Consider the following 21,256-nt stretch of genomic DNA (forward strand, 5'->3'; position numbering starts at 1 on the left):
GAAGGTAACTTGCCAAAAAATAAGATAGAAAAGGTTAAACAATGACAGAACAGCAGTATCCAATTGGCACTCCAGGGCAACCTTGGGGTGTTGAAGAAAAACAACAGTGGCTTAAACAACAATCTGTAAAACGTTCATATTTTGATGATGTTGTCACCCAGATTAATCAGTTGCATGACCAATTTGATGTCGAGCAATATGGCGCGCTCGAATATACTAACAATACGTTTCCGTTATTTTTGCTGAAAACCCGCCAGTGGGATTCCGCCAAACCAAATGTTCTGGTTACCGGTGGTGTGCATGGCTATGAAACATCTGGCGTTCATGGCGCCTTAGCATTTGCAAAGCAGCACGCCGAGCAGTACAGCCAATGGTTCAATATTCTCATAGCGCCATGCATTAGTCCGTGGGGCTACGAAACCATTAATCGCTGGAATCCGTTTGCGATTGATCCGAATCGTTCATTCAAAGAGAACAGCCCAGCCGGTGAGTGTGCGGCAATTATGGACTACATCGCGAGTCATCAACTTGATTTCGTGATGCATATCGACTTGCACGAAACCACCGACACAGACAATTCAGAATTCCGTCCTGCACTCGCGGCTCGCGATGGGAAGGTGAATACCAATTGGAACATCCCAGATGGTTTCTATACTGTTGGCAACTCTGAGAAGCCAACACCAGATTTCCAAAAGGCGATTATTGATTCGGTGCGGCAAGTTACTCACATTGCTCCTGCCGATGACGAAGGCAAAATCATTGGAGCCCCGGTTGAGCAGGAGGGTGTCATTCACTATGCCGGGAAAGAACTTGGTTTGTGCATGGGCTTAACGGATGCGCCGTACGTGAGCACCACCGAGGTCTATCCGGACAGCGCCAATGCATCACCCGAAGAATGTATTGAAGCGCAAGTAGCTGCCGTGAAAGGCGCCTTGGAGTATATGCGTCAGGCGGTTATATGAAGCCTCGAATCTCCTTTATTACCTTAACGGTGGATAACTTGGAGAAAGCCGTCGCGTTTTATCGCGACGGCTTAGGTTGGCCAACTGACGGCATTATTGGCGAGCAATATGAGAATGGTGCCGCTGCTTTTTTTAAGCTTGAAAATAATCTGATGTTTGCTTTGTGGCCACGGCAAAGTTTGGCAAATGACAGTGGCTTGCCTCTTGGTAACGCCCAGCCAACGCATGTTTTATTGGCGCATAATGTTGATTCCGAAGAAGCCGTTGATGCTATTTTGGATGAGGCATCGAAAGCGGGTGCTGCTTGGGTGAAACCAGCAAAAACCACCTCGTGGGGTGGCTATGCCGGCTATTTTATGGACCCTGAAAAACATTTATGGGAAGTGGTATACAATCCGCATTTATGACAACTGACTCAATACCGCAAATCACTGCGCAAACTAAAGCTTGGGTAGACCAAGTGATTGTTCAATTTAATTTATGCCCGTTTGCGCGTCGTGAAGTTGAACAACAAACCATTCACTATCAGGTAGAGACGAGCGCCGATATTGCGGAACAGCTCCAAACATTACTCAAATTAATACAGCAACTCGATGCGCAGTCGGATATTGCGACGGCGCTTCTGATTCTGCCAAACGGGGTGAGCGATTTTGATGACTATCTTGATTTAGTCGACTATGCAGAGCGTTTACTCGAGCTCGAAGGGTACGACGGGGTCTATCAACTTGCCACGTTTCACCCCGAATATCAGTTTGCGGATAGCGATGCTGACGATGCTGCAAACTATACTAATCGTGCACCATACCCAATGTTACATGTGCTTCGCGAAGATAGTGTTGCCAATGCACTGGCTAGCTACACGAAGCCAGAGCGAATCCCCGAACGAAATATTGATTTTGCCAGACAAAAAGGCTCTGATTTCTTTGCTAAAATTCTAGAAGATATCGCTAACATAAAGAATTAACACCACACCAATAATGGAGGACTTATGCAAGCAAGCTGGCATGCAATGCCATCTGCAGCTGTTCTCCAACATTTCCAGTCCAGCACTATTGGCTTAACGAGTGATGAAGCTGAAAAGCGGCTTCATGAGTTGGGTTCGAATACACTCCCCGCGGTTAAGACAGAGTCAGCATGGAAGCGCTTTATCCGGCAGTTTCATAATGTGCTTATCTACGTTCTTTTAGCGGCAACAGGCATCACATTATTTCTACAGCATTTTGTCGACGCCGCGGTGATATTTGCTGTCGTTATTATCAATGCGGTTATTGGTTTTTACCAAGAAGGCAAGGCGGAATCGGCACTTGCCGGATTGCGCCATATGTTGGCGCCAACCGCTTTAGTCGTGCGTGACGGTAAACGACAGCAGCTTCCAGCTGAACAGTTGGTTGTCGGAGATGTCGTGATATTAGAGGCAGGCGCGCGCGTTCCGGCGGATCTCCGTCTACTAGAAACCTTTAGCCTTCAGGTGCAAGAGGCGGTGCTGACTGGTGAATCGCACGCGGTGACCAAACAGACCGAAGATCTTGGCGAACAAACAGCGTTGGGTAGTCGTTCAAATATGGCTTACCTCGGCACTTGGGTAACCACTGGGCATGCACAAGGCGTGGTGGTTGCGACAGGTTCCAGTACCGAGTTTGGTCGTATTGGTGTGATGTTGACAGAAGTATCGAAATTAACGACACCGCTGGTTGAGCAAACCGCACGTTTTTCGAAATGGCTGACGTTTCTAATTCTTTTCGTTGCTGGCGCTCTGCTTGCTTATGCAAGTTGGTTGCAACTCAAGCCATTTGCTGAGCTGTTTATGATTATGGTGAGTATCGCCGTTGCCGCTATTCCAGAAGGTTTGCCAGCGGTGATGACCATTACTCTTGCGGTTGGTGTGCAGGCGATGGCACGACGCCATGCCATTGTGCGCCACCTGCCAAGTATCGAAACACTCGGTGCAGTCTCAGTGATCTGTACCGATAAAACGGGAACGTTAACGCGAAACGAAATGATGGTCGCAGCGCTCACGTTGAGCGATGCTCAGTTTAATATAACCGGCGATGGTTATGCGCCGAGTGGCGAAGTGATCAATGCGACGGTTGACACTGCTTTGGTCAGCGATGAGCCGCGTTTGCGTGATATCGGGCGTATAGCACTGCTATGTAACGATGCACAGTTACATGAATCGGCAGACGGCTGGCAAGTTATGGGTGATCCGATGGAAGGCGCGCTACTAGCTTTTGTAGCAAAGCTCGGCATTTCGGTTGAGCACGACCGGCGGCAATGGCATCGCCATGATGAAATTCCCTTTGATGCCGAAACACGCTACATGGCGACGTTAGATCATGATCACCGAGGGCATGCTTTTGTCAGTGTAAAAGGTGCGCCTGAGCAAATCCTAACGATGTGTTCTTGGCAATATGCGGCGGGACGGCAGATTACCGAACTTAATCGTGACTATTGGTTGGTCGAAGCAAAACAGCTTGCCGCACAAGGATTACGCGTGTTGGCATTGGCGCAACGCCAAGTGGCGGATACTGACGTCGTGCTTGAGCAATCAGAGTTGAGCAAAGACCTTGTTCTGGTTGGTTTGGTTGGGCTCATTGATCCGCCACGTGCGGAAACAATCGAAGCGATACAACAGTGTCGCCAAGCTGGTATTAGTGTGAAGATGATTACTGGCGACCATCCCGGAACTGCGACAGCGATTGCACATCAAGTTGGCATTAAAAATGCGGATAGGGTACTGACCGGTAGCGAGCTTGATAATTTATCTGATGAGCAATTCAACGACACCGTAAACGAAGTGCATGTGTTCGCCCGTACCAGCCCTGCGCATAAATTGCGATTAGTTCAGGCGTTACAAGCACAGCAGCAAGTGGTGGCGATGACCGGCGATGGCGTCAATGATGCGCCGGCTCTAAAACGCGCCGATGTTGGCATCGTCATGGGTATTCGCGGTAGTGAAGCGACCAAGCAAGCAGCAGATGTGGTGCTCACTGACGATAACTTTGCCTCCATCGTTGCTGCGGTACAGCAAGGTCGTACGGTTTACGATAACCTGAAAAAAGTTATCAGTTGGGATATTCCCACCAGTGTTGGTGAATCCATGGTAATTATTCTCGCCTTGCTATTGGGGCTTGCTCTACCCATTACACCGGTTCAGTTGTTGTGGGTGAATTTGGTGACCGCCATTACCCTAGGCTTAACCTTGGCGTTCGAACCGACGGAGCCGAATAGTATGAAACGACCGCCGCGACACCGTTCAGAGCCATTGTTGCGAGGTACTTTAGTTTGGCATGTTGTTTTTGTATCGATGCTGTTTGTCGCGGCGCTTTATGGTGTGTTTCAATATACCCTCAATCAGGGGCAGAGTATTGAAGTGGCGCGCAGCATGGCACTGAATACAGCGGTTGTGCTCGAAATCTTTCATCTATTCTTTATTCGCAATATTTATGGTGCTTCGCTGACATGGCGGACGCTTCGGGGCACTCGCCCGTTGTGGATAGCGGTAATTTTAATTGTCATGGCGCAAGCACTGGTCACTTATGTTCAACCGCTACAACAGCTCTTTGGTATCGCTGCGCTTGACTGGCACGAGGTGTTAATCGTGCTGCTGATTGGGGTGGCGCTATTGGTAACCGTTGAATTTGAGAAGCAATTACGAATCCGGTTTTTTAATTGGCGATTGTAACCCTTTACCTAATCCTTTCATTTTTCACATTGTTCAGGTGGGCGCTGCTCGCTACTATGCAACCGTTAATTAAACGGTACGCGAGTGGGGAGCGCAGCCATGTATAAATTCTTATTGGGTCTAATCATGAGCACCATGGTGATTTTGGTTGCTTGTAGTCCACAAGAGCAAGAAACCTTTGTGAAAAGTTCGAGTGTTAAAGAGCCTAATACTTCAGTGGCTAAGCGTCACGCGGGAGCCCCTTCTCAACAGCGCGTACAAGTCGAACTACCTGTTTTTCAACTTTAACGGCACCACTGCGTTGTCGATCAAGCGCCCAATCAATGTGTTCGGCAACCATGCTAGATACATCGGGACGGCGTGTTTCTAGCGCTCTAATAATATCCGTATCCGTTGGTGCATTCCCCATGGCCACCGCCAAATTGCGTAACCAACAGTCATAGCCAATACGACGAATCGGTGAGCCTTCGGTACGCTTCAAGAACGTTTCTTCATCCCACTGCCATAATTCAAGTAACTCTGGTGCATGCAGTTCTTGGCGGGGTGAAAAATCGCCCTCATCGGTTAATTGAGCGTAACGATTCCACGGGCAAATCAATTGACAATCATCGCAGCCATAGATTCGATTCCCCATCAATGGGCGATACTCTTCTGGGATGCTGTCGCGTAACTCGATGGTTAAGTAAGAAATACAGCGGCGAGCGTCGAGTTTATATGGCGCCACAATCGCTTGCGTGGGACAAATAGTAATGCAGGCGCTGCATGTTCCGCACTTTTCCTCAACTTCGTTGTCGGTAGGCAGTGGTAAATTAACAAGAAGTTCGCCCAAGAAAAACCATGAGCCGCTGCCTTCATCAAGCACTAAGGTGTGTTTTCCACGCCAACCTAGGCCGGCTTTTATCGCCAACGGCTTTTCCATAATCGGCGCGGAATCGACGAAAGGTCGAAAATCTAGGTCTGCGCAGGCTTCTTGGATTTTTTCGCCGAGTTGTTTTAAGCGTTTTCGCATGAGTTTGTGATAGTCGCGGCCTAATGCATAGCGACTGATATACCCGAGGCGAGGATTTTTTAACGTTTTGGCGAAGCCAGCTTCAGCTGGCAGGTAGTTCATGCGCACAGAAATAGCGCGCACGGCACCTTCGTGAAGTTGATCAGGGCGGGTGCGCAAGTCTTCGTGACGGGCCATCCACTCCATATCGCCGTGCATGCCTTGCTCTAGCCAGCGGCGTAAATGCTCGCGTTCAGTGCTGAGGTCGACATCGGTAATACCAACCTTTTGGAACCCCAGTTCGGCGCCCCAGCGTTTAATATCTTCGGCCAGTTGGTGATAATCCATAGAATTCGATTTATCCTCTACACTATTAGCACAAGTAACGTAGCACACGTAAATAGTCAGCGTGATTTGGCGCTAACATAGCAAAAACAGCCAAGGGATGCACCGATGTCAATTGATTTAACCAGCATGATCTACACCGCTGAGCAAGTGAGAGTAGGTGAGCAAGAAGCTGCTGTCGCTTGTGATGTGAGTATGGCGCAACTTATGCAGCGCGCGGCACAAGCATGTTTGGGCGCAATTCAAGCGCAACAGCCAGTTCCAGCAAGTTTACTCATTGTGTGTGGGCCGGGGAATAATGGTGGCGATGGTTGGGTTTTAGCACGTTTGGCGCAGCATGCTGGTTATAAAGTACAAGTTGCAGCGACAGCGCCACGCTCTAATCTAGCGGTACTCGCGGCACAAGCATGGCGAGACCAAGGCGGGCTAGTGCTTGAACTGGAATCATTATCTGCAGGCCATTTTCAAGGCGTTGATGTTGTTGTCGATGCGATGTTTGGCAACGGTCTGAGTCGTGACCTGACCGCACCATTTATTGATGTGGTGGAATTGATTAATCGCCATGAAGATGACTGTTGGATTTTAAGTATCGATGTTCCTACCGGTTTAGATAGCGACACTGGCGTTGCGAAACCTACAGCTGTGCAAGCCAACTGCACGGTCACAATGATTGCGCTGAAGGTTGGATTAGTTACCGGCGAGGCTGTGGACTATTGTGGCGATATTGTGTTGGCTGATCTCGGTATTAGTCGGGCTTTTTTCCGGACACCACCCACTTTGCGAGTTATTCAGCGCAACTTGGTGAGTGAGCACTTACAACGGCGCCGCAATTCGTCACATAAAGGCAATTATGGTCACGTATTAATTGTTGGTGGCGGTGCTGGCATGAGTGGTGCGGCATTGCTAGCTGGGCGAGCGGCATTAAGATGCGGTGCTGGCAAAGTGTCCATTGCTTGCCACCGTGATTCGCAACTCGCCATTGCAACGGCACAACCTGAATTGATGGTGCATGCCGTCGCGGATGACTTGACCGCACTGTTAGACGTGGCAACAACGGTGGTGATTGGGCCCGGACTTGGTCAAACGGCATGGGCGAGAACACTCGTCGAACAGGTTGCTAAATGGCAGGGGCCGGTCGTATGGGATGCCGATGCTCTCAATAGTCTTGCTGTAGCCCCGTTTTCGAAGCCGACCGAAAGTGACTGGCTGTTTACCCCGCATCCCGGAGAGGCAGCGCGTCTGCTGGGCTGTACTACGCAAGATGTTGCCGCGAACCGATTTCAAGCACTTACACAAATTTGTCAGAACTTTCAGGCGTATACACTACTCAAAGGTGCAGGAACATTAGTAAAATCGCCCCATCAAAATGACGCATGGGTATGTCGTCGAGGTTCGCCAGCTTTAGCAGTAGGTGGCAGTGGCGATGTTTTAAGCGGGGTTATCGGGGCGTTGCTCGCTCAGAAAATCCCGCTTGAACAGGTACTTGCGATAGCTGCATGGTTACACGCTGTAGCGGGCGAAAATGCTGCGCAGCGAGGAGAACGTGGTACACTACCGAGCGATTTAATGGCCGAACTTCGCGCCCTTGTGAATCCGCACCAGTTATTGGCAACCGGTGCTTAAAAAACGCTGAATGAGTAGGGGTTCATGCACAAGCATACTTTGTTTTTAAAAGATGAAGCGGCGTTACTTAATACGGCACGCGCGCTTGCCGATGGGGTTAAAGCACACGAGAACGCATTAGCTGAGAGTGGCCTAACGATTTATTTGTTGGGTGAGCTGGGTGCTGGGAAAACCACGTTTAGTCGCGGGTTTATTCAACAACTGGGCCATCAGGGCCACGTCAAAAGCCCAACTTACACGTTAGTTGAGAGCTATGAATTAGAGCCATGGCAAATTAATCATTTTGATTTGTACCGACTGGCAGATCCAGAAGAGCTTGAATTTATGGGCATCCGTGATTACCTTGGAACCCATCGAATCATTTTGGCAGAATGGCCGCAACGTGGCGAAGGCTATTTACCACAGCCTGATATAATTATAACGATTGATTATGCGGACACTGCGCGATCAATCACATTCGAAGCGCTAACAAAACGAGGTCGAGAGTTACTCGATACTATGTAATGCGAAACTTTTTAGCGAAAGTGGCGGCGTTGTGCTGGCTTTTAAGCGGTGCGGCGTACGCGAATGATATTGAAAATATCCGTATCTGGCCGGCTCCGGACAACACGCGTGTTGTTTTTGACCTGAGTAGCAGCCCAGATTACAGCTATTTTACTTTATATCAGGCTCCGCCTTATCGCTTAGTCATTGACTTCAATACAACCAAACTCAACGTCGATTTAGCCAAGCTACAAAACGAATCGTTGCTTATTAAGAAGATTCGAACGAGCACACCGAAAGATAAAAATTCAACACGTATTGTGTTAGAGCTCAGCGACAAAATTGATGCGAAAGTATTTCCGCTTGCGGCGAATGATCGCTATGGCGAACGGTTAGTGATTGATTTGCCCGGGCGCTCAATAGAACGACGTACCGAAGCCTTAACCGTCGAGCAGTTGAAAGAACGTAAGGTAACCATTGCGATTGATGCGGGTCATGGTGGTGATGATCCTGGTTCCATTGGGCCTCGTGGCACCTATGAAAAGCATGTGGTACTCAAAATCGCCAAGGCCCTCGCTGATATCATCAATCAAGATAGCGCAATGCAAGCCTACTTAATTCGCTCAGGTGATTATTACGTCGGGCTAAAAGCACGAACGCGTAAAGCTGAAGACATTAACGCCGATTTGTTGGTATCGATACATGCTGATGCGTTCACTAGTCCACAACCTCGTGGTGCCTCGGTATGGGTGCTTTCGACACGACGTGCAAACAACGAAATGGGTCGAATGCTCGAGGACAAAGAGCGGATGTCCGATGTGCTCGGTGGTGTCGATATGCGCGTGGAAGAAGATGATACCTACGGTTATATCAGTAAAACAATTTTAGATTTGAGCATGGGTCACGCCATGAGTACCGGCTATGAAATGGCGAAAGAAGTGATTGCGGAAATGAAACGCGTTGCCCACATGCATAAACACGAACCGCAGCATGCAAGCTTGGCGGTGTTAACCTCCGGCAATGTGCCCTCGATGTTGGTTGAAACTGGGTTTATCTCGAATCCGCAAGAAGAACAGCAGTTGTTGACCAATAAACATCAGCAGCAATTAGCTCGTGCTATTTACCAGGGTGTGCGTAATTATTTCCAGCGACGACCACCGGATGGCACGTTGTTTGCCACCAGTCGCAGCAAAACGCATATTGTCCGTTCAGGCGAGTCTTTGTCGGTTTTGGCGCAGCGTTATAACACGACAGTGAAAGCTATCAAAGAGCAAAATCGGCTCTCAAGCAACGTGCTGCACATTGGTCAAAAGTTAGAAATTCCATCGTCATAATATTAGGTTTCGGTCATGCCTATTCAATTACTGCCGATTAGTCTGGCGAACCAGATTGCGGCAGGTGAAGTTATCGAGCGCCCTGCATCAGTCGTAAAAGAATTGGTGGAAAATTGTCTGGATGCAGGGGCATCACAAGTCACTATCGACATCGAACAGGGCGGGCGGCGCCGCATTCGTGTGCGCGACAACGGTAATGGCATTCCGCGCGATGAGCTGGCACTGGCGTTGAGTCGTCATGCAACCAGCAAAATTAGCTCGTTGAGTGATTTAGAAGCCATTCAAAGCCTAGGTTTTCGGGGCGAAGCGTTGGCAAGTATTAGTTCCGTCTCGCGCCTGACGCTCACGTCAAAAACACCAGAACAAGAGCAAGCGTGGCAAGCATGGGTTGAAGGCCGTGATATGCAGGCTGAGTTAGCTCCGGCAAGTCATCCGCAAGGCACCACGGTGGATGTACAAGATTTGTTCTTTAATACGCCGGCTCGGCGAAAATTTTTGCGCACCGATAAAACTGAATTTAGCCATATTGATGAAGTATTGCGACGTATTGCGCTGGCTCGTTTTGACGTGCGCTTTCAACTCCTACACAACGACAAAATAGTCCGTCAATATGCTGCGGTACAAACGCCTGAGCAATATATTAAGCGCGTGGGGCAGGTGTGTGGCGGTAGCTTTACCGATCAAGTGATATCGATTGATGAGCAATCCGGTCCTGTAAGACTATGGGGTTGGGTGGCTCCAGCACATGCATGTCGCCACCAAGCGGACGTGCAGTACTTCTATGTGAATGGCCGCATGATGCGTGATCGCTTGTTAGGTCATGCGGTGCGGCAAGCCTATGGTGATAGTTTGGGCGAAGATCGAGCGCCCACCTTTGTTTTATACCTTGAATTACCAGCACAAGATGTCGATGTGAATGTGCATCCTGCGAAACACGAAGTGCGCTTTCATCAAGCACGGCAAATTCATGATTTTGTTTTGGCTAGTGTGCGTCAGGCATTCACTGCACAGCAGCCACAGTCTGCTGCGGAACCGACAAACCGTAGTCAACATGGCTATACCGCCAGTAACGAAGCGCTGGCGCAGCAAGTGCGAGAATTACAGCCGCAACATCGCGAAATTTTTCCAACGCGGCCGACAGTTTCGCCTTCGGCCGTCGCCGATTACGCAAACTTTGCAACGCCAACAAAAGCTCCGGCAGACGTTAGTGCACGTGTCGAGACGTCAATAGCCGACAGTAAAGTACTAACTATTGTTCAGCAACGCTTCGCGCTGGTTGAGCATGAATCGTTGGCGTTGTTGAATTTGCAGCAGGTTCAGCACCACTATTTGCAGCAACAGTTCAGTCAGCAGGCTAAAATTGGACTGGCAGGACAACCTTTGTTAATACCGGTGAAACTTACCGATTCTGATATTGTGACCGCGCTCAAGTCTGTTGATATGAAAGAGCTCGCGTTATTAGGAATTCGGCTAGAGTGCGCGAAGCAGTCAGTTACCGTTTTAGATGTGCCTTCGGCGCTACGACAGACTGACATTGCATCGAGTATGCGAATGCTGGTATCGAAGCTAAACAATCACCAAGAGCTGATTGCTTGGTTGGCGCTTCATCAAGTGCAATCGAATTATTCGTTGGCGCAGGCTGAACACTGGCTGCAATACGCACGAGATCTTAATGACTGCCCTGCGTCATTCTGGCTGGCGGTATCGTTACCATCACTACCAGAGGCGCTAAGATGAACAAACCTTATGTGATTTGTCTTTACGGGCCGACAGCTGCAGGAAAAACAGGTTTGGCGATTGCGCTCACGCAACACTTACCGTGCGATATTATCTCTGTTGATTCAGCGCTGATTTACCGTGGTATGGATATCGGCACAGCGAAGCCAACGGTCGAAGAGTTAGCGCAAGCACCGCACCGACTCATTAATATTTGTGACCCGGCCGAAAGCTATTCGGCGGCGCAGTTTGCGGCCGATGCACGTCGAGAAATCGATAGCATTATTGCCGCTGGCCGAATTCCGCTGTTGGTTGGCGGCACCATGTTGTATTTCAAAGCCTTGCTTGAAGGTATGTCAAAATTACCTGAAGCTGATGCCACAATTCGCGCGCAACTGACCCAAGAGTTAGAACAGAAAGGCAGCGAGGCGCTACACGCCGAGTTGCAACAGATTGATCCGCAAAGCGCACAGCGTATTCACCCGAATGACCCACAACGATTATTGCGTGCGCTGGAGGTGTACCGAATTAGCGGAAAACCAATCTCGGAGCTTACCGCTGAGCGTCATGGAGCATTACCATACCCAATTATTCAAATGGCAGTTGCGCCAAGTGATCGGGCGGTGTTGCATGAACGTATTGCGTTAAGATTTCGTCAAATGGTTGAACAAGGCTTCATTGAAGAGGTCGAACAACTACGACAACGGTCGGATTTACATATCGATATGCCTTCGATACGTTGTGTCGGATACCGTCAAGCTTGGCAGTACCTTGATGGTGAGTTTGATTTTGAAGAAATGATTAACCGTGGCATTTTTGCGACCCGGCAATTGGCAAAACGCCAATTAACGTGGTTACGGAAATGGCCTGATGTTCATTGGTTGGAAACAGAATCACCGACGTTGGTTCAACAAGCGTTAGCTATTTGTGCGGAACCGCCGAAGTTATTTACACAAAACAACCTTGAAAACTAAAACATTCACCTTATATTCAGTATAAGCTGAAATAAAATAGACCAAGCTGTGAAATTGCGGGAATTCATCTATATTAGAAGTGACTGGCATGAGCGGGCGGTAAGATGTTGCTAGACACAAACAATAACAAAAAAGGAAATAAGAATATGGCTAAGGGGCAAACATTACAGGACCCGTTTTTGAATGCGTTGCGCCGTGAGCGCGTTCCGGTGTCAATTTACCTAGTTAATGGAATTAAACTGCAAGGCCAAATCGAATCATTTGACCAGTTTGTTATTTTATTAAAGAACACCGTAAGCCAAATGGTTTACAAACATGCAATCTCGACTGTTGTTCCGGCGCGTATTCCGCAGAACTACTTGCCAATTGGCGAGAACAGCGAAGAGGCAATTGATTAAAGCAACCAAGTAAGGAGCAGTGATAGCTTGTTTGATAGGTTTGAAAGTGGTGAGCGGGCTATCCTGGTCCACGTTGATTTCCCTGCCGAAATCGATCGTGAAGATCTCTCTGAACTTCAATTATTAGTTTCCTCAGCCGGTGTCGAAACACTCGGCGTGGTGACCGCCTCACGGAGCACTCCAAGCTCCAAGTATTTTGTAGGTTCTGGTAAAGCGGAAGAAATTGCCGATCAAGTTAAGTTGCTTGATGCCAATATTGTGATATTCAATCACAGTTTGAGCCCTACCCAAGAACGTAACCTCGAAAAGCTTTGTGAGTGTCGGGTACTTGACCGTACCGGGCTCATACTTGATATCTTCGCCCAACGTGCACGAACTCATGAGGGTAAACTGCAGGTTGAATTGGCGCAGCTTCGCCATATATCCACGCGATTGGTTCGAGGCTGGACTCACTTAGAGCGTCAAAAAGGTGGTATCGGTTTGCGTGGTCCTGGTGAAACTCAGTTAGAAACCGACCGCCGTTTAATTCGTGGGCGTATCAAGAATATTTTAGGCCGCCTAGAGAAAGTCCAGAAGCAACGTGAGCAAGGACGACGAGCTCGTCAGCGTGCCGAGATTCCAACCGTTTCGTTAGTAGGTTATACCAACGCAGGTAAATCAACGCTGTTTAATCGCATTACGGAATCACAAGTTTATGCGGCTGACCAATTGTTCGCGACACTGGATCCGACGCTACGAAAATTAGAGTTGCCCGATGTTGGCTCAATCATCTTAGCCGATACCGTAGGTTTCATTCGCCACTTGCCGCACGAGCTCGTCGCAGCGTTTAAAGCGACCTTACAAGAAACCCAAGAAGCCGATTTGCTGTTGCATGTGATTGATATAGCCGATGAACGTCAGGCTGAAAATATGCAGCAAGTGCAGGATGTATTGCACGAAATTGGTGCGGATGAAATTCCACAATTACTCATTTGTAACAAGATTGATAAACTTGCAGACGGTTCCGCACGTATAGATACCAACGATGAAGGTTTACCGATACGTGTCTGGTTGTCAGCACAAACTGGCGACGGAATTGATTTGTTACAACAAGCCTTAGTGCAACGGTTGCGCCCAAGGATGGTTGACGTATCCTTACGAATTCCGCCATCAATGGGCAAATTACGTGGTAAGCTGTATGCGATGAAGAGCGTTACCGGTGAGGAAGCTCGCGATGATGGCCAGTTGGCTCTGCATGTGCGAATGTCCGCAGTTGACTGGCAACGCTTGAGTAAACAAGTCGCCGAAGAGTATGGCGATAGCTTGCAAGGCTTTGTAGAATAGTTGCAACATATTTAATAAAACATATTTATAAACTACCCAGAGTTGGAGTAATCAATGGCCTGGAATCAACCGGGAAACGGTAATAATAATGACCGTGATCCATGGAAAAACCAAGGCGGCCGCGATCAAGGTCCGCCTGACTTAGATGAAGCGATTCGTAACTTGCTTGGCAAGTTAGGTCTTGGTGGCAATAAAGGTAATGGCGGCGGCGCGAACAAAAGCGGTGGTGGTATTCCATCGCGCGGAATCGGCGTTATCGTCATTCTCGCTGTTGTCATTTGGTTCATTGCTGGTTTTTATACTGTCAAAGAAGCTGAACGCGGCGTTGTCTTACGTTTTGGTCAATACCACAACTTAGTTGAGTCTGGTTTGCACTGGCGGCCATTCTTAGTCGATACCGTAGAGACGGTTGACGTTAGCAACGTACAACAGTTCCAATCGGAAGGCTTCATGTTGACGCAAGATGAGAACGTGGTGCATGTTGAGTTAGACGTGCAATATCGTATCGTCAATCCACGCGACTATTTGTTTGCGGTTGAAAATGCTGACCGTAGTCTGGCGCAAGCCACCGACAGTGCATTACGTTTTGTTGTGGGCCATACCACCATGGATGAAGTGTTGACGGTTGGTCGTGAAAGCGTTCGTCAAAACACCTTGGAGCTATTGGAAAACATTATTGCACCTTACCAATTGGGTATTCAGGTGGTTGATGTGAACTTACTTCCAGCGCGTCCACCTGAAGCAGTAAAAGATGCTTTCGATGATGCCATTGCGGCACAGGAAGATGAGCAACGTTTCATTCGTGAAGCCGAAGCTTATGCACGTGAAATTGAGCCACTTGCCCGTGGTCAAGTTCGTCGTATCTTGCAAGAAGCACAAGCTTATCGTGAACAAACCGTGTTAAAAGCGCAGGGTGAGGTAGCACGTTTTAACGAACTCTTACCTCAGTACAAAGATGCGCCTGTGGTAACGCGCGAACGTTTGTATCTTGAAACACTTGAGAAAATTTACAGCAACACAGCCAAGGTTATGGTTGATGTTGAAGGCAGCAATAACATGATGTACTTGCCGCTTGATAAAATTCTTGAGAAGCAGCGAGCTACGCAGGAGCCTGCTCGTAATGAAGCTCAGAGCACGAATTCAAGCCCAACGCGTAGCTCAAGCAATACAGAGTCGAGCAACTCGTCACGCTCAAATAACAGCGTTCGCACCAGCGACCGCTTCAACGATGGTCGGGGGTAAACGATGAAAAACTTTGTAGCTGTATTAGTTATCGTCGCTGTTGTACTCGGCTTCTCGTCAGTATTTGTCGTGAAGGAAGGCCAGCGCGCCATTGTTGTCCAGTTTGGTAAAGTATTACGTGACGCCGATACTGGCGAAGCAACCGTATATGCACCAGGCTTGCACTTCAAATTACCATTCATTGAAGACGTGAAGCGTCTAGATGCACGCTTCAAAACGCTTGATGGTAATCCGGATCGCTTTGTAACCAGCGAGAAGAAAGACTTAATTGTTGATACCTATGTAAAATGGCGTATCTCTGATTTCGCGACGTACTACTTGTCAACTAATGGTGGTAACCAAGCACAAGCAGAAGCGCTTTTGACGCGTCGTGTAAGCAGTGGTCTTCGTGCTGAATTTGGTAGTCGCACCATTAAAGAAATTGTCTCTGGTGAGCGTGATAACCTCATGCGCGAGGCACTAATTCGTGGTGCTGACAGTGCGCAAGAGCTAGGTATTGAAGTGATTGATGTTCGCGTCATGCAAATTAATTTGCCGACCGAAGTCAGCCAATCAATTTTCCAGCGTATGCGTGCAGAGCGTCAAGCTGTTGCGATGGAACACCGCTCAGAGGGTCGTGAACAAGCTGAGTTTATTCGTGCTGATGTTGATGCGCGGGTAACGGTTATGCTTGCTGATGCGGAACGTGAGTCACGTCAGTTGCGTGGTCAGGGTGACGCTGAAGCCGCTGGTATTTATGCTGGTGCGTATAGCAAAGATCCAGAGTTCTTCTCGTTCATTCGTAGCCTTCAGGCTTATGAAAAAAGCTTTGAAGCTGGTAACGATGTCTTGGTTCTTGAGCCAGACAGTGACTTCTTCAAATATCTAAACAAAGCGACTGCAAATTAAGAGCAAGAGCGATATTAGCTATTAGATATTGGATATTAGGAACCCGCGGTTGTCCCGCGGGTTTTTTGTGTTTACTCTCTGACGAATAACGAATAACGAATAACGAATAACGAATAACGAATAACGAATAACGAATAACGAATAACGAATAACGGACAACCATTTATGTCGTATAAAAAACACTATAGTCGCTATTTAGCCGAGCATCCGAATAGCTTACATTTTGCGCCACATAGCCATCATTACTGGCCTGATGTGACGCGCAATGCGCAATTAGCGTATTGGGATGACAGCGCACGGGGTGTCGATCATAAATGGGGGACTATCTTTGGCGAGCGCGTTCCAGCGGTGCAGAAGTACCTTGCGCAATTGTTGAATCACCCGTATCCAGAGCAGTTTGTATTTGCTAGCAATACGCACGAATTGCTGTATCGCGTGATTTCTAGCTATGCACCCGACAAACCGTTGAAAATTTTAAGTACGGATAGCGAGTTTCATAGCTTCTCACGACAAATTCGACGCCTTCAAGAACGTCCTCAAGTTGAGTTGGTGAGCATTGCGACGGAACCATTTGACACGTTTGAAGCACGTTGGCTTGAGACAATTCAGCAGCAAGAATTCGATCTGATTTTTACCAGCCAAGTGTTCTATAACTCAGGTGTGGTTGCGCCTGAGCTGAAAACGTGGATTGATTCTGTGCCTGCCTCCACGCAGATTATTATTGACGGTTATCACGGTTGCGGTGCCATTCCGACTGATCTTGCGCCTGTTGCCGACCGCGTATTTTATCTTGCAGGCGGTTATAAGTATTTGCAGGCGGGTGAGGGATGTTGCTTTATGGCGGTACCCAAAGGGTGTCAGTTACGTCCAGAATTCACCGGTTGGTTTGCCGATTTTGCAAATCTAGCCAAGCCACAGCAAGCCCACGTCGAGTATGCCGACGACGGTATGCGTTTTGCTGGCGCGACCATGGATTTTTCAGCGGTTTATCGTCTTGAGAGTGTCTTGGTATGGTGGCATCGCGATGGTCTTACTGTCGCTGCAATGCACGATTATGTGCAGCAGTTGCAGCAAGCATTTTTAACCGTTCTAGATGACGTTCAACATCCGCATATTAATCGTCAAAATTTACTCGTGAACGACTTGAGCCACCATGGACATTTTTTCACGTTTAAATTGGTTGATGCTGAGACAGTTGAGCAGCTTGCTGCGTACTTAAGTGAACATGGCATTGAGACTGATTATCGAGGCGAGCGTTTACGTTTTGGCTTTGCCATTTATCATGACGTTGCCGACTATCAGCAATTAAAAAATGCGTTGAGTCAGACCTGATCGGGCTACCGTCGCCCCTAAATACCTGTTAAAATCGCCGCCTGTTTTTTCAACAGTAACTGCTGGTAGCGAGATCATGGGTAAAAATGTAGTAATTCTAGGTACACAATGGGGTGACGAAGGTAAAGGCAAAATCGTTGATTTGCTTACCGATAAGGCGTCGCTAGTCGTTCGCTATCAAGGCGGACATAACGCTGGCCACACCCTGGTCATCGACGGTGAGAAGACCGTATTACACTTGATCCCATCTGGTATCTTGCGCGCAAACGTAAAGTGTGTGATTGGTAACGGCGTGGTTCTGTCACCAGAAGCACTCATGACCGAAATCGCAATGCTTGAGCAACGCGGTGTGCCAGTGCGCGACCGCTTACTGATTAGTGAAGCTTGCCCACTGATTCTTCCTTACCACATTGCGTTAGACCAAGCGCGCGAAAAAGCACGCGGAAACAAAGCGATTGGCACCACCGGCCGCGGCATTGGCCCAGCATACGAAGATAAAGTTGCACGTCGTGGCTTACGCGTCGGCGATTTATTCAACTTTGCGCGATTTGAAGAAAAACTGCGCGAAGTGATCGAGTTCCATAACTTCACTCTAGTGAACTACTACAAAGTTGACCCAGTAAACGTTGAAGACGTACTGGCTTACTGCGAAGACGTGGCGAAGCAATTAAAAGACATGGTGGCAGATATCCCTGCGTTGTTAGATGAAACTCGAAAAGCTGGCCAACACATCATGTTTGAGGGCGCACAAGGCACCTTGTTGGATATCGATCACGGTACTTACCCATATGTAACCTCGTCAAACACTACGGCTGGCGGCGTATCTACCGGCGCTGGTTTTGGTCCTCGCTACATTGATTACGTATTGGGTATCGTAAAAGCTTATACAACCCGTGTCGGTAGTGGGCCGTTCCCAACTGAACTTGAATGTGAAGTAGGGCAGCACTTGGGTGTTAAAGGGCACGAGTTTGGCGCAACCACAGGTCGCAAACGTCGTACCGGTTGGTTTGATGCGGTAGCGGCGCGTCGCGCCGTGCAAATTAACTCAGTAAGTGGCTTCTGCTTAACTAAACTTGATGTGTTAGACGGCCTCGAAGAATTGAAGATTTGTGTCGGCTACAAACTACCGAATGGCGAGGTGGTTGAATATCCACCAATGGCAGCAGAAGATTACGAAACGGTTGAGCCAGTATACGAGACGATGCCAGGTTGGAATGACAGTACTGTGGGTATTACACAGCACAAAGATTTGCCGACCGCGGCGCTTGCGTATATAAAACGAATTGAAGTTTTAACTGGCGTGCCAGTGGATATTATTTCAACAGGTCCAGACCGCGGTGAGACGATTATTTTGCGCCATCCGTTCGCAAATTAACCAATCGAACCAAGAAAGCTAAAAAAATTGGTATTTACTATTGCATCATCAAAATCGATACAATAGAATGCGCTCCACCTAACCGGGGTGCCGGCATAGCTCAGTTGGTAGAGCAACTGACTTGTAATCAGTAGGTCCCGAGTTCGACTCTTGGTGCCGGCACCATTTTAAAATCTGGTTTTGGAGGGGTTCCCGAGCGGTCAAAGGGATCAGACTGTAAATCTGACGGCTCAGCCTTCGCAGGTTCGAATCCTGCCCCCTCCACCACTTTTTAGCATGGTCATGCGAATGCGGTGAGTCCAGAATGGTTTGAGGTGGCCCGATTCAAGGCATGCGGGTATCGTATAATGGCTATTACCTCAGCCTTCCAAGCTGATGATGTGGGTTCGATTCCCACTACCCGCTCCAAATAATCTGTATTGTGCTGATATAGCTCAGTTGGTAGAGCGCACCCTTGGTAAGGGTGAGGTCGGCGGTTCAAATCCGCCTATCAGCACCACGCATCAGGCCAACTCTTCCCTTGTCTCGCTTATTTCGGCATAATCGCCGGCTAAAGATTTTCAATTGTTGGTGTTAAACCACCGTACGTTGTCCAAAAAGAGGCTGTCATGGCAAAAGAAAAATTTGAACGTTCCAAACCGCACGTTAACGTCGGTACTATCGGCCACGTTGACCACGGTAAAACTACTCTGACCGCTGCGATCACCACAGTATTGGCGAAAACCTACGGTGGTTCAGCACGTGCATTCGATCAAATCGATAACGCACCAGAAGAAAAAGCGCGTGGTATCACCATCGCAACTTCACACGTAGAGTACGATACTCCATCACGTCACTACGCACACGTAGACTGCCCAGGGCACGCTGACTATGTTAAAAACATGATCACCGGTGCTGCGCAGATGGACGGCGCTATCTTGGTAGTAGCTGCAACTGACGGCCCAATGCCACAAACGCGTGAGCACATCTTGTTGTCACGTCAGGTAGGCGTTCCATACATCATCGTTTTCATGAACAAATGTGACATGGTAGACGACGAAGAGTTGTTGGAATTGGTAGAGATGGAAGTACGTGAACTTCTTTCTGAGTACGATTTCCCAGGCGACGATTTGCCAGTAATCCAAGGTTCAGCATTGAAAGCATTGGAAGGCGAAGAGAAGTGGGAAAAGAAAATCATCGAATTGGCAGAAGCTTTGGATTCATACATCCCAGAGCCAGAGCGTGATATCGACAAGCCGTTCATCATGCCAATCGAAGACGTATTCTCAATCTCAGGCCGTGGTACAGTAGTAACTGGTCGTGTAGAGCGTGGTATCGTTCGCACTGGTGACGAAGTAGAAATCGTAGGTATCCAAGATACGACGAAGACGACTGTAACTGGTGTTGAAATGTTCCGTAAATTGCTTGACGAAGGTCGTGCAGGCGAGAACATCGGTGCCTTGTTGCGTGGTACTAAGCGTGACGAGATCCAACGTGGTCAAGTATTGGCGAAGCCAGGTTCAATCACGCCACACACTCAGTTTGAAGCTGAAGTGTACGTATTGACCAAAGAAGAAGGTGGTCGTCACACCCCATTCTTCAAAGGCTACCGTCCACAGTTCTACTTCCGTACCACTGACGTAACTGGCGCAGTACAGTTACCAGAAGGCGTAGAAATGGTCATGCCAGGCGACAACCTGAAGTTCGTAGTCGAACTGATTCACCCAATCGCAATGGACGAAGGTCTTCGTTTCGCGATTCGTGAAGGTGGTCGTACAGTAGGCGCAGGCGTTGTATCTAAGATCATCGCTTAATCGCCGCGGTATCCGTTAACGGATATTGATGAAAAGGGAGCTTCGGCTCCCTTTTTTAATTGCAAAAGCGTTATTCGTTATTCGATCGCTGCGCTTGTCGTTATTCGTTAAAGCGAAACACCAATAACGAATAACCAATAACTAATAACGAGTAACGAATAACGCCCTTGTTTTGCATGGTTTGATCGGTATAATACAGCGTCCGTTTCTGTCACATGTACAGAACCTGCAGGGGTGTAGTTCCAATTGGTAGAACAGCGGTCTCCAAAACCGACGGTTGGGGGTTCGAATCCCTCCACCCCTGCCAAACAGATTAAAGGCGTTATTCGTTTGTCGATCGCTCCGCTTGTCGTTACTCGAAGTGGCGAATAACGAATAACGAATAACGAGTAACGGTTTTTCAAACAGGATTGAATAATGAGTGCAAACACCGAAACGCAAAGCAGCTCACTCGACGGCTTAAAATGGATCGTCGCAATTGCCCTGCTCGCTGCTGCAGTACTGGGTAACTACTATTATGGTGACCAAGTGTCTGTGCTTTATCGCGCCATTGGCGTGGTACTTTTAGTTGTTATTGCGGGTGTGATTGCAGGTATGACTGGTAAAGGTCGCCAATTCCGCGAATTTGCCAAAGAAAGCCGCAAAGAGACGCGCCGCGTTGTATGGCCATCACGCCAAGAAGCAACGCAAACAACGTTGATTGTTGTTGTTGCTACCGCAATCGTTTCATTAATTCTGTGGGGCATGGATGCGATTTTAGTGCGCGTCGTAGGCTTCTTCACTGGACTGGAGTTTTAA

General features: G+C 48.3%; 18 protein-coding genes and 5 tRNA genes. 22 read left to right on the plus strand and 1 reads right to left on the minus strand.

The window, feature by feature from the left end:
• Window positions 1–41 precede the first annotated feature (41 nt).
• From D3795_RS10075 to D3795_RS10090, 4 genes are read left to right on the plus strand one after another with little or no spacing between them, the layout of a single operon-like run.
• Window positions 42–962, plus strand: a complete 921-nt coding sequence (locus D3795_RS10075; RefSeq protein ID WP_156268430.1) for a M14 family metallopeptidase — start codon at window positions 42–44, stop codon at window positions 960–962.
• On the plus strand, window positions 959–1,369 hold the full coding sequence (locus tag D3795_RS10080) for a VOC family protein (RefSeq protein WP_156268432.1): 411 nt from the start codon (window positions 959–961) through the stop codon (window positions 1,367–1,369). The genes D3795_RS10075 and D3795_RS10080 overlap by 4 nt, the downstream gene beginning before the upstream one ends.
• The gene (locus D3795_RS10085; protein WP_156268434.1) at window positions 1,366–1,926 is read left to right on the plus strand and encodes a DUF1415 domain-containing protein; all 561 of its coding nucleotides are present in this window, start codon (window positions 1,366–1,368) and stop codon (window positions 1,924–1,926) included. The genes D3795_RS10080 and D3795_RS10085 overlap by 4 nt, the downstream gene beginning before the upstream one ends.
• 24 nt (window positions 1,927–1,950) lie before the next feature.
• A complete protein-coding gene (locus tag D3795_RS10090; RefSeq protein WP_156268436.1) occupies window positions 1,951–4,644 on the plus strand; it encodes a cation-translocating P-type ATPase in 2,694 nt (897 codons plus the stop codon).
• Window positions 4,645–4,864: 220 nt separating this feature from the next.
• Here the strand turns inward: D3795_RS10090 and queG are convergent, their stop codons facing one another.
• Window positions 4,865–5,980 carry a tRNA epoxyqueuosine(34) reductase QueG gene (queG, locus tag D3795_RS10095; RefSeq protein WP_156268438.1) on the minus strand — a complete coding sequence of 372 codons (1,116 nt, stop codon included), beginning with the start codon at window positions 5,978–5,980 and terminating at the stop codon, window positions 4,865–4,867.
• Between the two features lie 105 nt (window positions 5,981–6,085).
• Between queG and D3795_RS10100 the strand changes: the two genes are divergently transcribed.
• The 18 genes from D3795_RS10100 (at window position 6,086) to secE (ending at window position 21,256) form a co-directional block, all read left to right on the plus strand.
• Window positions 6,086–7,600, plus strand: a complete 1,515-nt coding sequence (locus D3795_RS10100; RefSeq protein WP_156268440.1) for an NAD(P)H-hydrate dehydratase — start codon at window positions 6,086–6,088, stop codon at window positions 7,598–7,600.
• A 24-nt stretch (window positions 7,601–7,624) separates the two neighbouring features.
• Complete coding sequence (gene tsaE / locus D3795_RS10105) at window positions 7,625–8,104, plus strand: tRNA (adenosine(37)-N6)-threonylcarbamoyltransferase complex ATPase subunit type 1 TsaE (protein ID WP_156268442.1); 480 nt, start codon at window positions 7,625–7,627, stop codon at window positions 8,102–8,104.
• Window positions 8,104–9,417 carry an N-acetylmuramoyl-L-alanine amidase gene (locus D3795_RS10110; protein WP_156268444.1) on the plus strand — a complete coding sequence of 438 codons (1,314 nt, stop codon included), beginning with the start codon at window positions 8,104–8,106 and terminating at the stop codon, window positions 9,415–9,417. Before tsaE ends, D3795_RS10110 begins: the two co-directional genes overlap by 1 nt.
• Before the next feature lie 15 nt (window positions 9,418–9,432).
• Window positions 9,433–11,154 (plus strand): DNA mismatch repair endonuclease MutL, encoded by a 1,722-nt coding sequence (gene mutL / locus D3795_RS10115; RefSeq protein WP_156268446.1) that lies wholly within the window; start codon window positions 9,433–9,435, stop codon window positions 11,152–11,154.
• Window positions 11,151–12,107, plus strand: a complete 957-nt coding sequence (gene miaA / locus D3795_RS10120) for a tRNA (adenosine(37)-N6)-dimethylallyltransferase MiaA (RefSeq protein WP_156268448.1) — start codon at window positions 11,151–11,153, stop codon at window positions 12,105–12,107. Before mutL ends, miaA begins: the two co-directional genes overlap by 4 nt.
• A 146-nt stretch (window positions 12,108–12,253) precedes the next feature.
• A complete protein-coding gene (gene hfq / locus D3795_RS10125; RefSeq protein ID WP_092857623.1) occupies window positions 12,254–12,505 on the plus strand; it encodes an RNA chaperone Hfq in 252 nt (83 codons plus the stop codon).
• A 27-nt stretch (window positions 12,506–12,532) separates the two neighbouring features.
• A complete protein-coding gene (gene hflX / locus D3795_RS10130) occupies window positions 12,533–13,828 on the plus strand; it encodes a ribosome rescue GTPase HflX (RefSeq protein ID WP_156268450.1) in 1,296 nt (431 codons plus the stop codon).
• Window positions 13,829–13,882: 54 nt separating this feature from the next.
• A complete protein-coding gene (gene hflK / locus D3795_RS10135; protein WP_156268452.1) occupies window positions 13,883–15,070 on the plus strand; it encodes an FtsH protease activity modulator HflK in 1,188 nt (395 codons plus the stop codon).
• Window positions 15,071–15,073: 3 nt separating this feature from the next.
• Window positions 15,074–15,958 carry a protease modulator HflC gene (gene hflC, locus D3795_RS10140; RefSeq protein WP_156268454.1) on the plus strand — a complete coding sequence of 295 codons (885 nt, stop codon included), beginning with the start codon at window positions 15,074–15,076 and terminating at the stop codon, window positions 15,956–15,958.
• Between the two features lie 165 nt (window positions 15,959–16,123).
• Entirely contained in the window at window positions 16,124–17,290 is a 1,167-nt protein-coding gene (locus D3795_RS10145; RefSeq protein WP_156268456.1) for an aminotransferase class V-fold PLP-dependent enzyme, read from the plus strand.
• A 76-nt stretch (window positions 17,291–17,366) separates the two neighbouring features.
• Window positions 17,367–18,665, plus strand: a complete 1,299-nt coding sequence (locus D3795_RS10150) for an adenylosuccinate synthase (RefSeq protein WP_156268458.1) — start codon at window positions 17,367–17,369, stop codon at window positions 18,663–18,665.
• An 89-nt stretch (window positions 18,666–18,754) separates the two neighbouring features.
• A tRNA-Thr gene (locus D3795_RS10155) sits at window positions 18,755–18,830 on the plus strand.
• A 17-nt stretch (window positions 18,831–18,847) separates the two neighbouring features.
• Window positions 18,848–18,932: transfer RNA gene (locus tag D3795_RS10160), tRNA-Tyr, on the plus strand.
• 66 nt (window positions 18,933–18,998) lie between these two features.
• Window positions 18,999–19,073: transfer RNA gene (locus D3795_RS10165), tRNA-Gly, on the plus strand.
• Between the two features lie 15 nt (window positions 19,074–19,088).
• Window positions 19,089–19,164 (plus strand) — tRNA-Thr (locus D3795_RS10170).
• Between the two features lie 109 nt (window positions 19,165–19,273).
• Window positions 19,274–20,458: an elongation factor Tu gene (gene tuf / locus D3795_RS10175; protein ID WP_130202467.1), complete on the plus strand. Its 1,185-nt coding sequence runs from the start codon at window positions 19,274–19,276 to the stop codon at window positions 20,456–20,458.
• Window positions 20,459–20,688: 230 nt separating this feature from the next.
• Window positions 20,689–20,765: transfer RNA gene (locus tag D3795_RS10180), tRNA-Trp, on the plus strand.
• A 110-nt stretch (window positions 20,766–20,875) separates the two neighbouring features.
• Complete coding sequence (gene secE / locus D3795_RS10185) at window positions 20,876–21,256, plus strand: preprotein translocase subunit SecE (protein WP_156268460.1); 381 nt, start codon at window positions 20,876–20,878, stop codon at window positions 21,254–21,256.

Origin of the sequence: Pseudidiomarina andamanensis (genome assembly GCF_009734345.1) — a bacterium.
In the GTDB taxonomy this organism is placed as follows: Bacteria; Pseudomonadota; Gammaproteobacteria; order Enterobacterales; family Alteromonadaceae; genus Pseudidiomarina; species Pseudidiomarina andamanensis.

Coding starts and splice junctions, on each gene's coding strand:
- D3795_RS10075 (WP_156268430.1), top strand. CDS start 42: ATGACAGAACAGCAGTATCCAATTGGCACTCCAGGGCAACCTTGGGGT.
- D3795_RS10145 (WP_156268456.1), top strand. CDS start 16,124: ATGTCGTATAAAAAACACTATAGTCGCTATTTAGCCGAGCATCCGAAT.
- miaA (WP_156268448.1), top strand. CDS start 11,151: ATGAACAAACCTTATGTGATTTGTCTTTACGGGCCGACAGCTGCAGGA.
- hflC (WP_156268454.1), top strand. CDS start 15,074: ATGAAAAACTTTGTAGCTGTATTAGTTATCGTCGCTGTTGTACTCGGC.
- D3795_RS10150 (WP_156268458.1), top strand. CDS start 17,367: ATGGGTAAAAATGTAGTAATTCTAGGTACACAATGGGGTGACGAAGGT.
- secE (WP_156268460.1), top strand. CDS start 20,876: ATGAGTGCAAACACCGAAACGCAAAGCAGCTCACTCGACGGCTTAAAA.
- D3795_RS10090 (WP_156268436.1), top strand. CDS start 1,951: ATGCAAGCAAGCTGGCATGCAATGCCATCTGCAGCTGTTCTCCAACAT.
- tsaE (WP_156268442.1), top strand. CDS start 7,625: ATGCACAAGCATACTTTGTTTTTAAAAGATGAAGCGGCGTTACTTAAT.
- mutL (WP_156268446.1), top strand. CDS start 9,433: ATGCCTATTCAATTACTGCCGATTAGTCTGGCGAACCAGATTGCGGCA.
- D3795_RS10110 (WP_156268444.1), top strand. CDS start 8,104: ATGCGAAACTTTTTAGCGAAAGTGGCGGCGTTGTGCTGGCTTTTAAGC.
- D3795_RS10085 (WP_156268434.1), top strand. CDS start 1,366: ATGACAACTGACTCAATACCGCAAATCACTGCGCAAACTAAAGCTTGG.
- D3795_RS10100 (WP_156268440.1), top strand. CDS start 6,086: ATGTCAATTGATTTAACCAGCATGATCTACACCGCTGAGCAAGTGAGA.
- D3795_RS10080 (WP_156268432.1), top strand. CDS start 959: ATGAAGCCTCGAATCTCCTTTATTACCTTAACGGTGGATAACTTGGAG.
- hfq (WP_092857623.1), top strand. CDS start 12,254: ATGGCTAAGGGGCAAACATTACAGGACCCGTTTTTGAATGCGTTGCGC.
- hflK (WP_156268452.1), top strand. CDS start 13,883: ATGGCCTGGAATCAACCGGGAAACGGTAATAATAATGACCGTGATCCA.
- tuf (WP_130202467.1), top strand. CDS start 19,274: ATGGCAAAAGAAAAATTTGAACGTTCCAAACCGCACGTTAACGTCGGT.
- queG (WP_156268438.1), bottom strand. CDS start 5,980: ATGGATTATCACCAACTGGCCGAAGATATTAAACGCTGGGGCGCCGAA.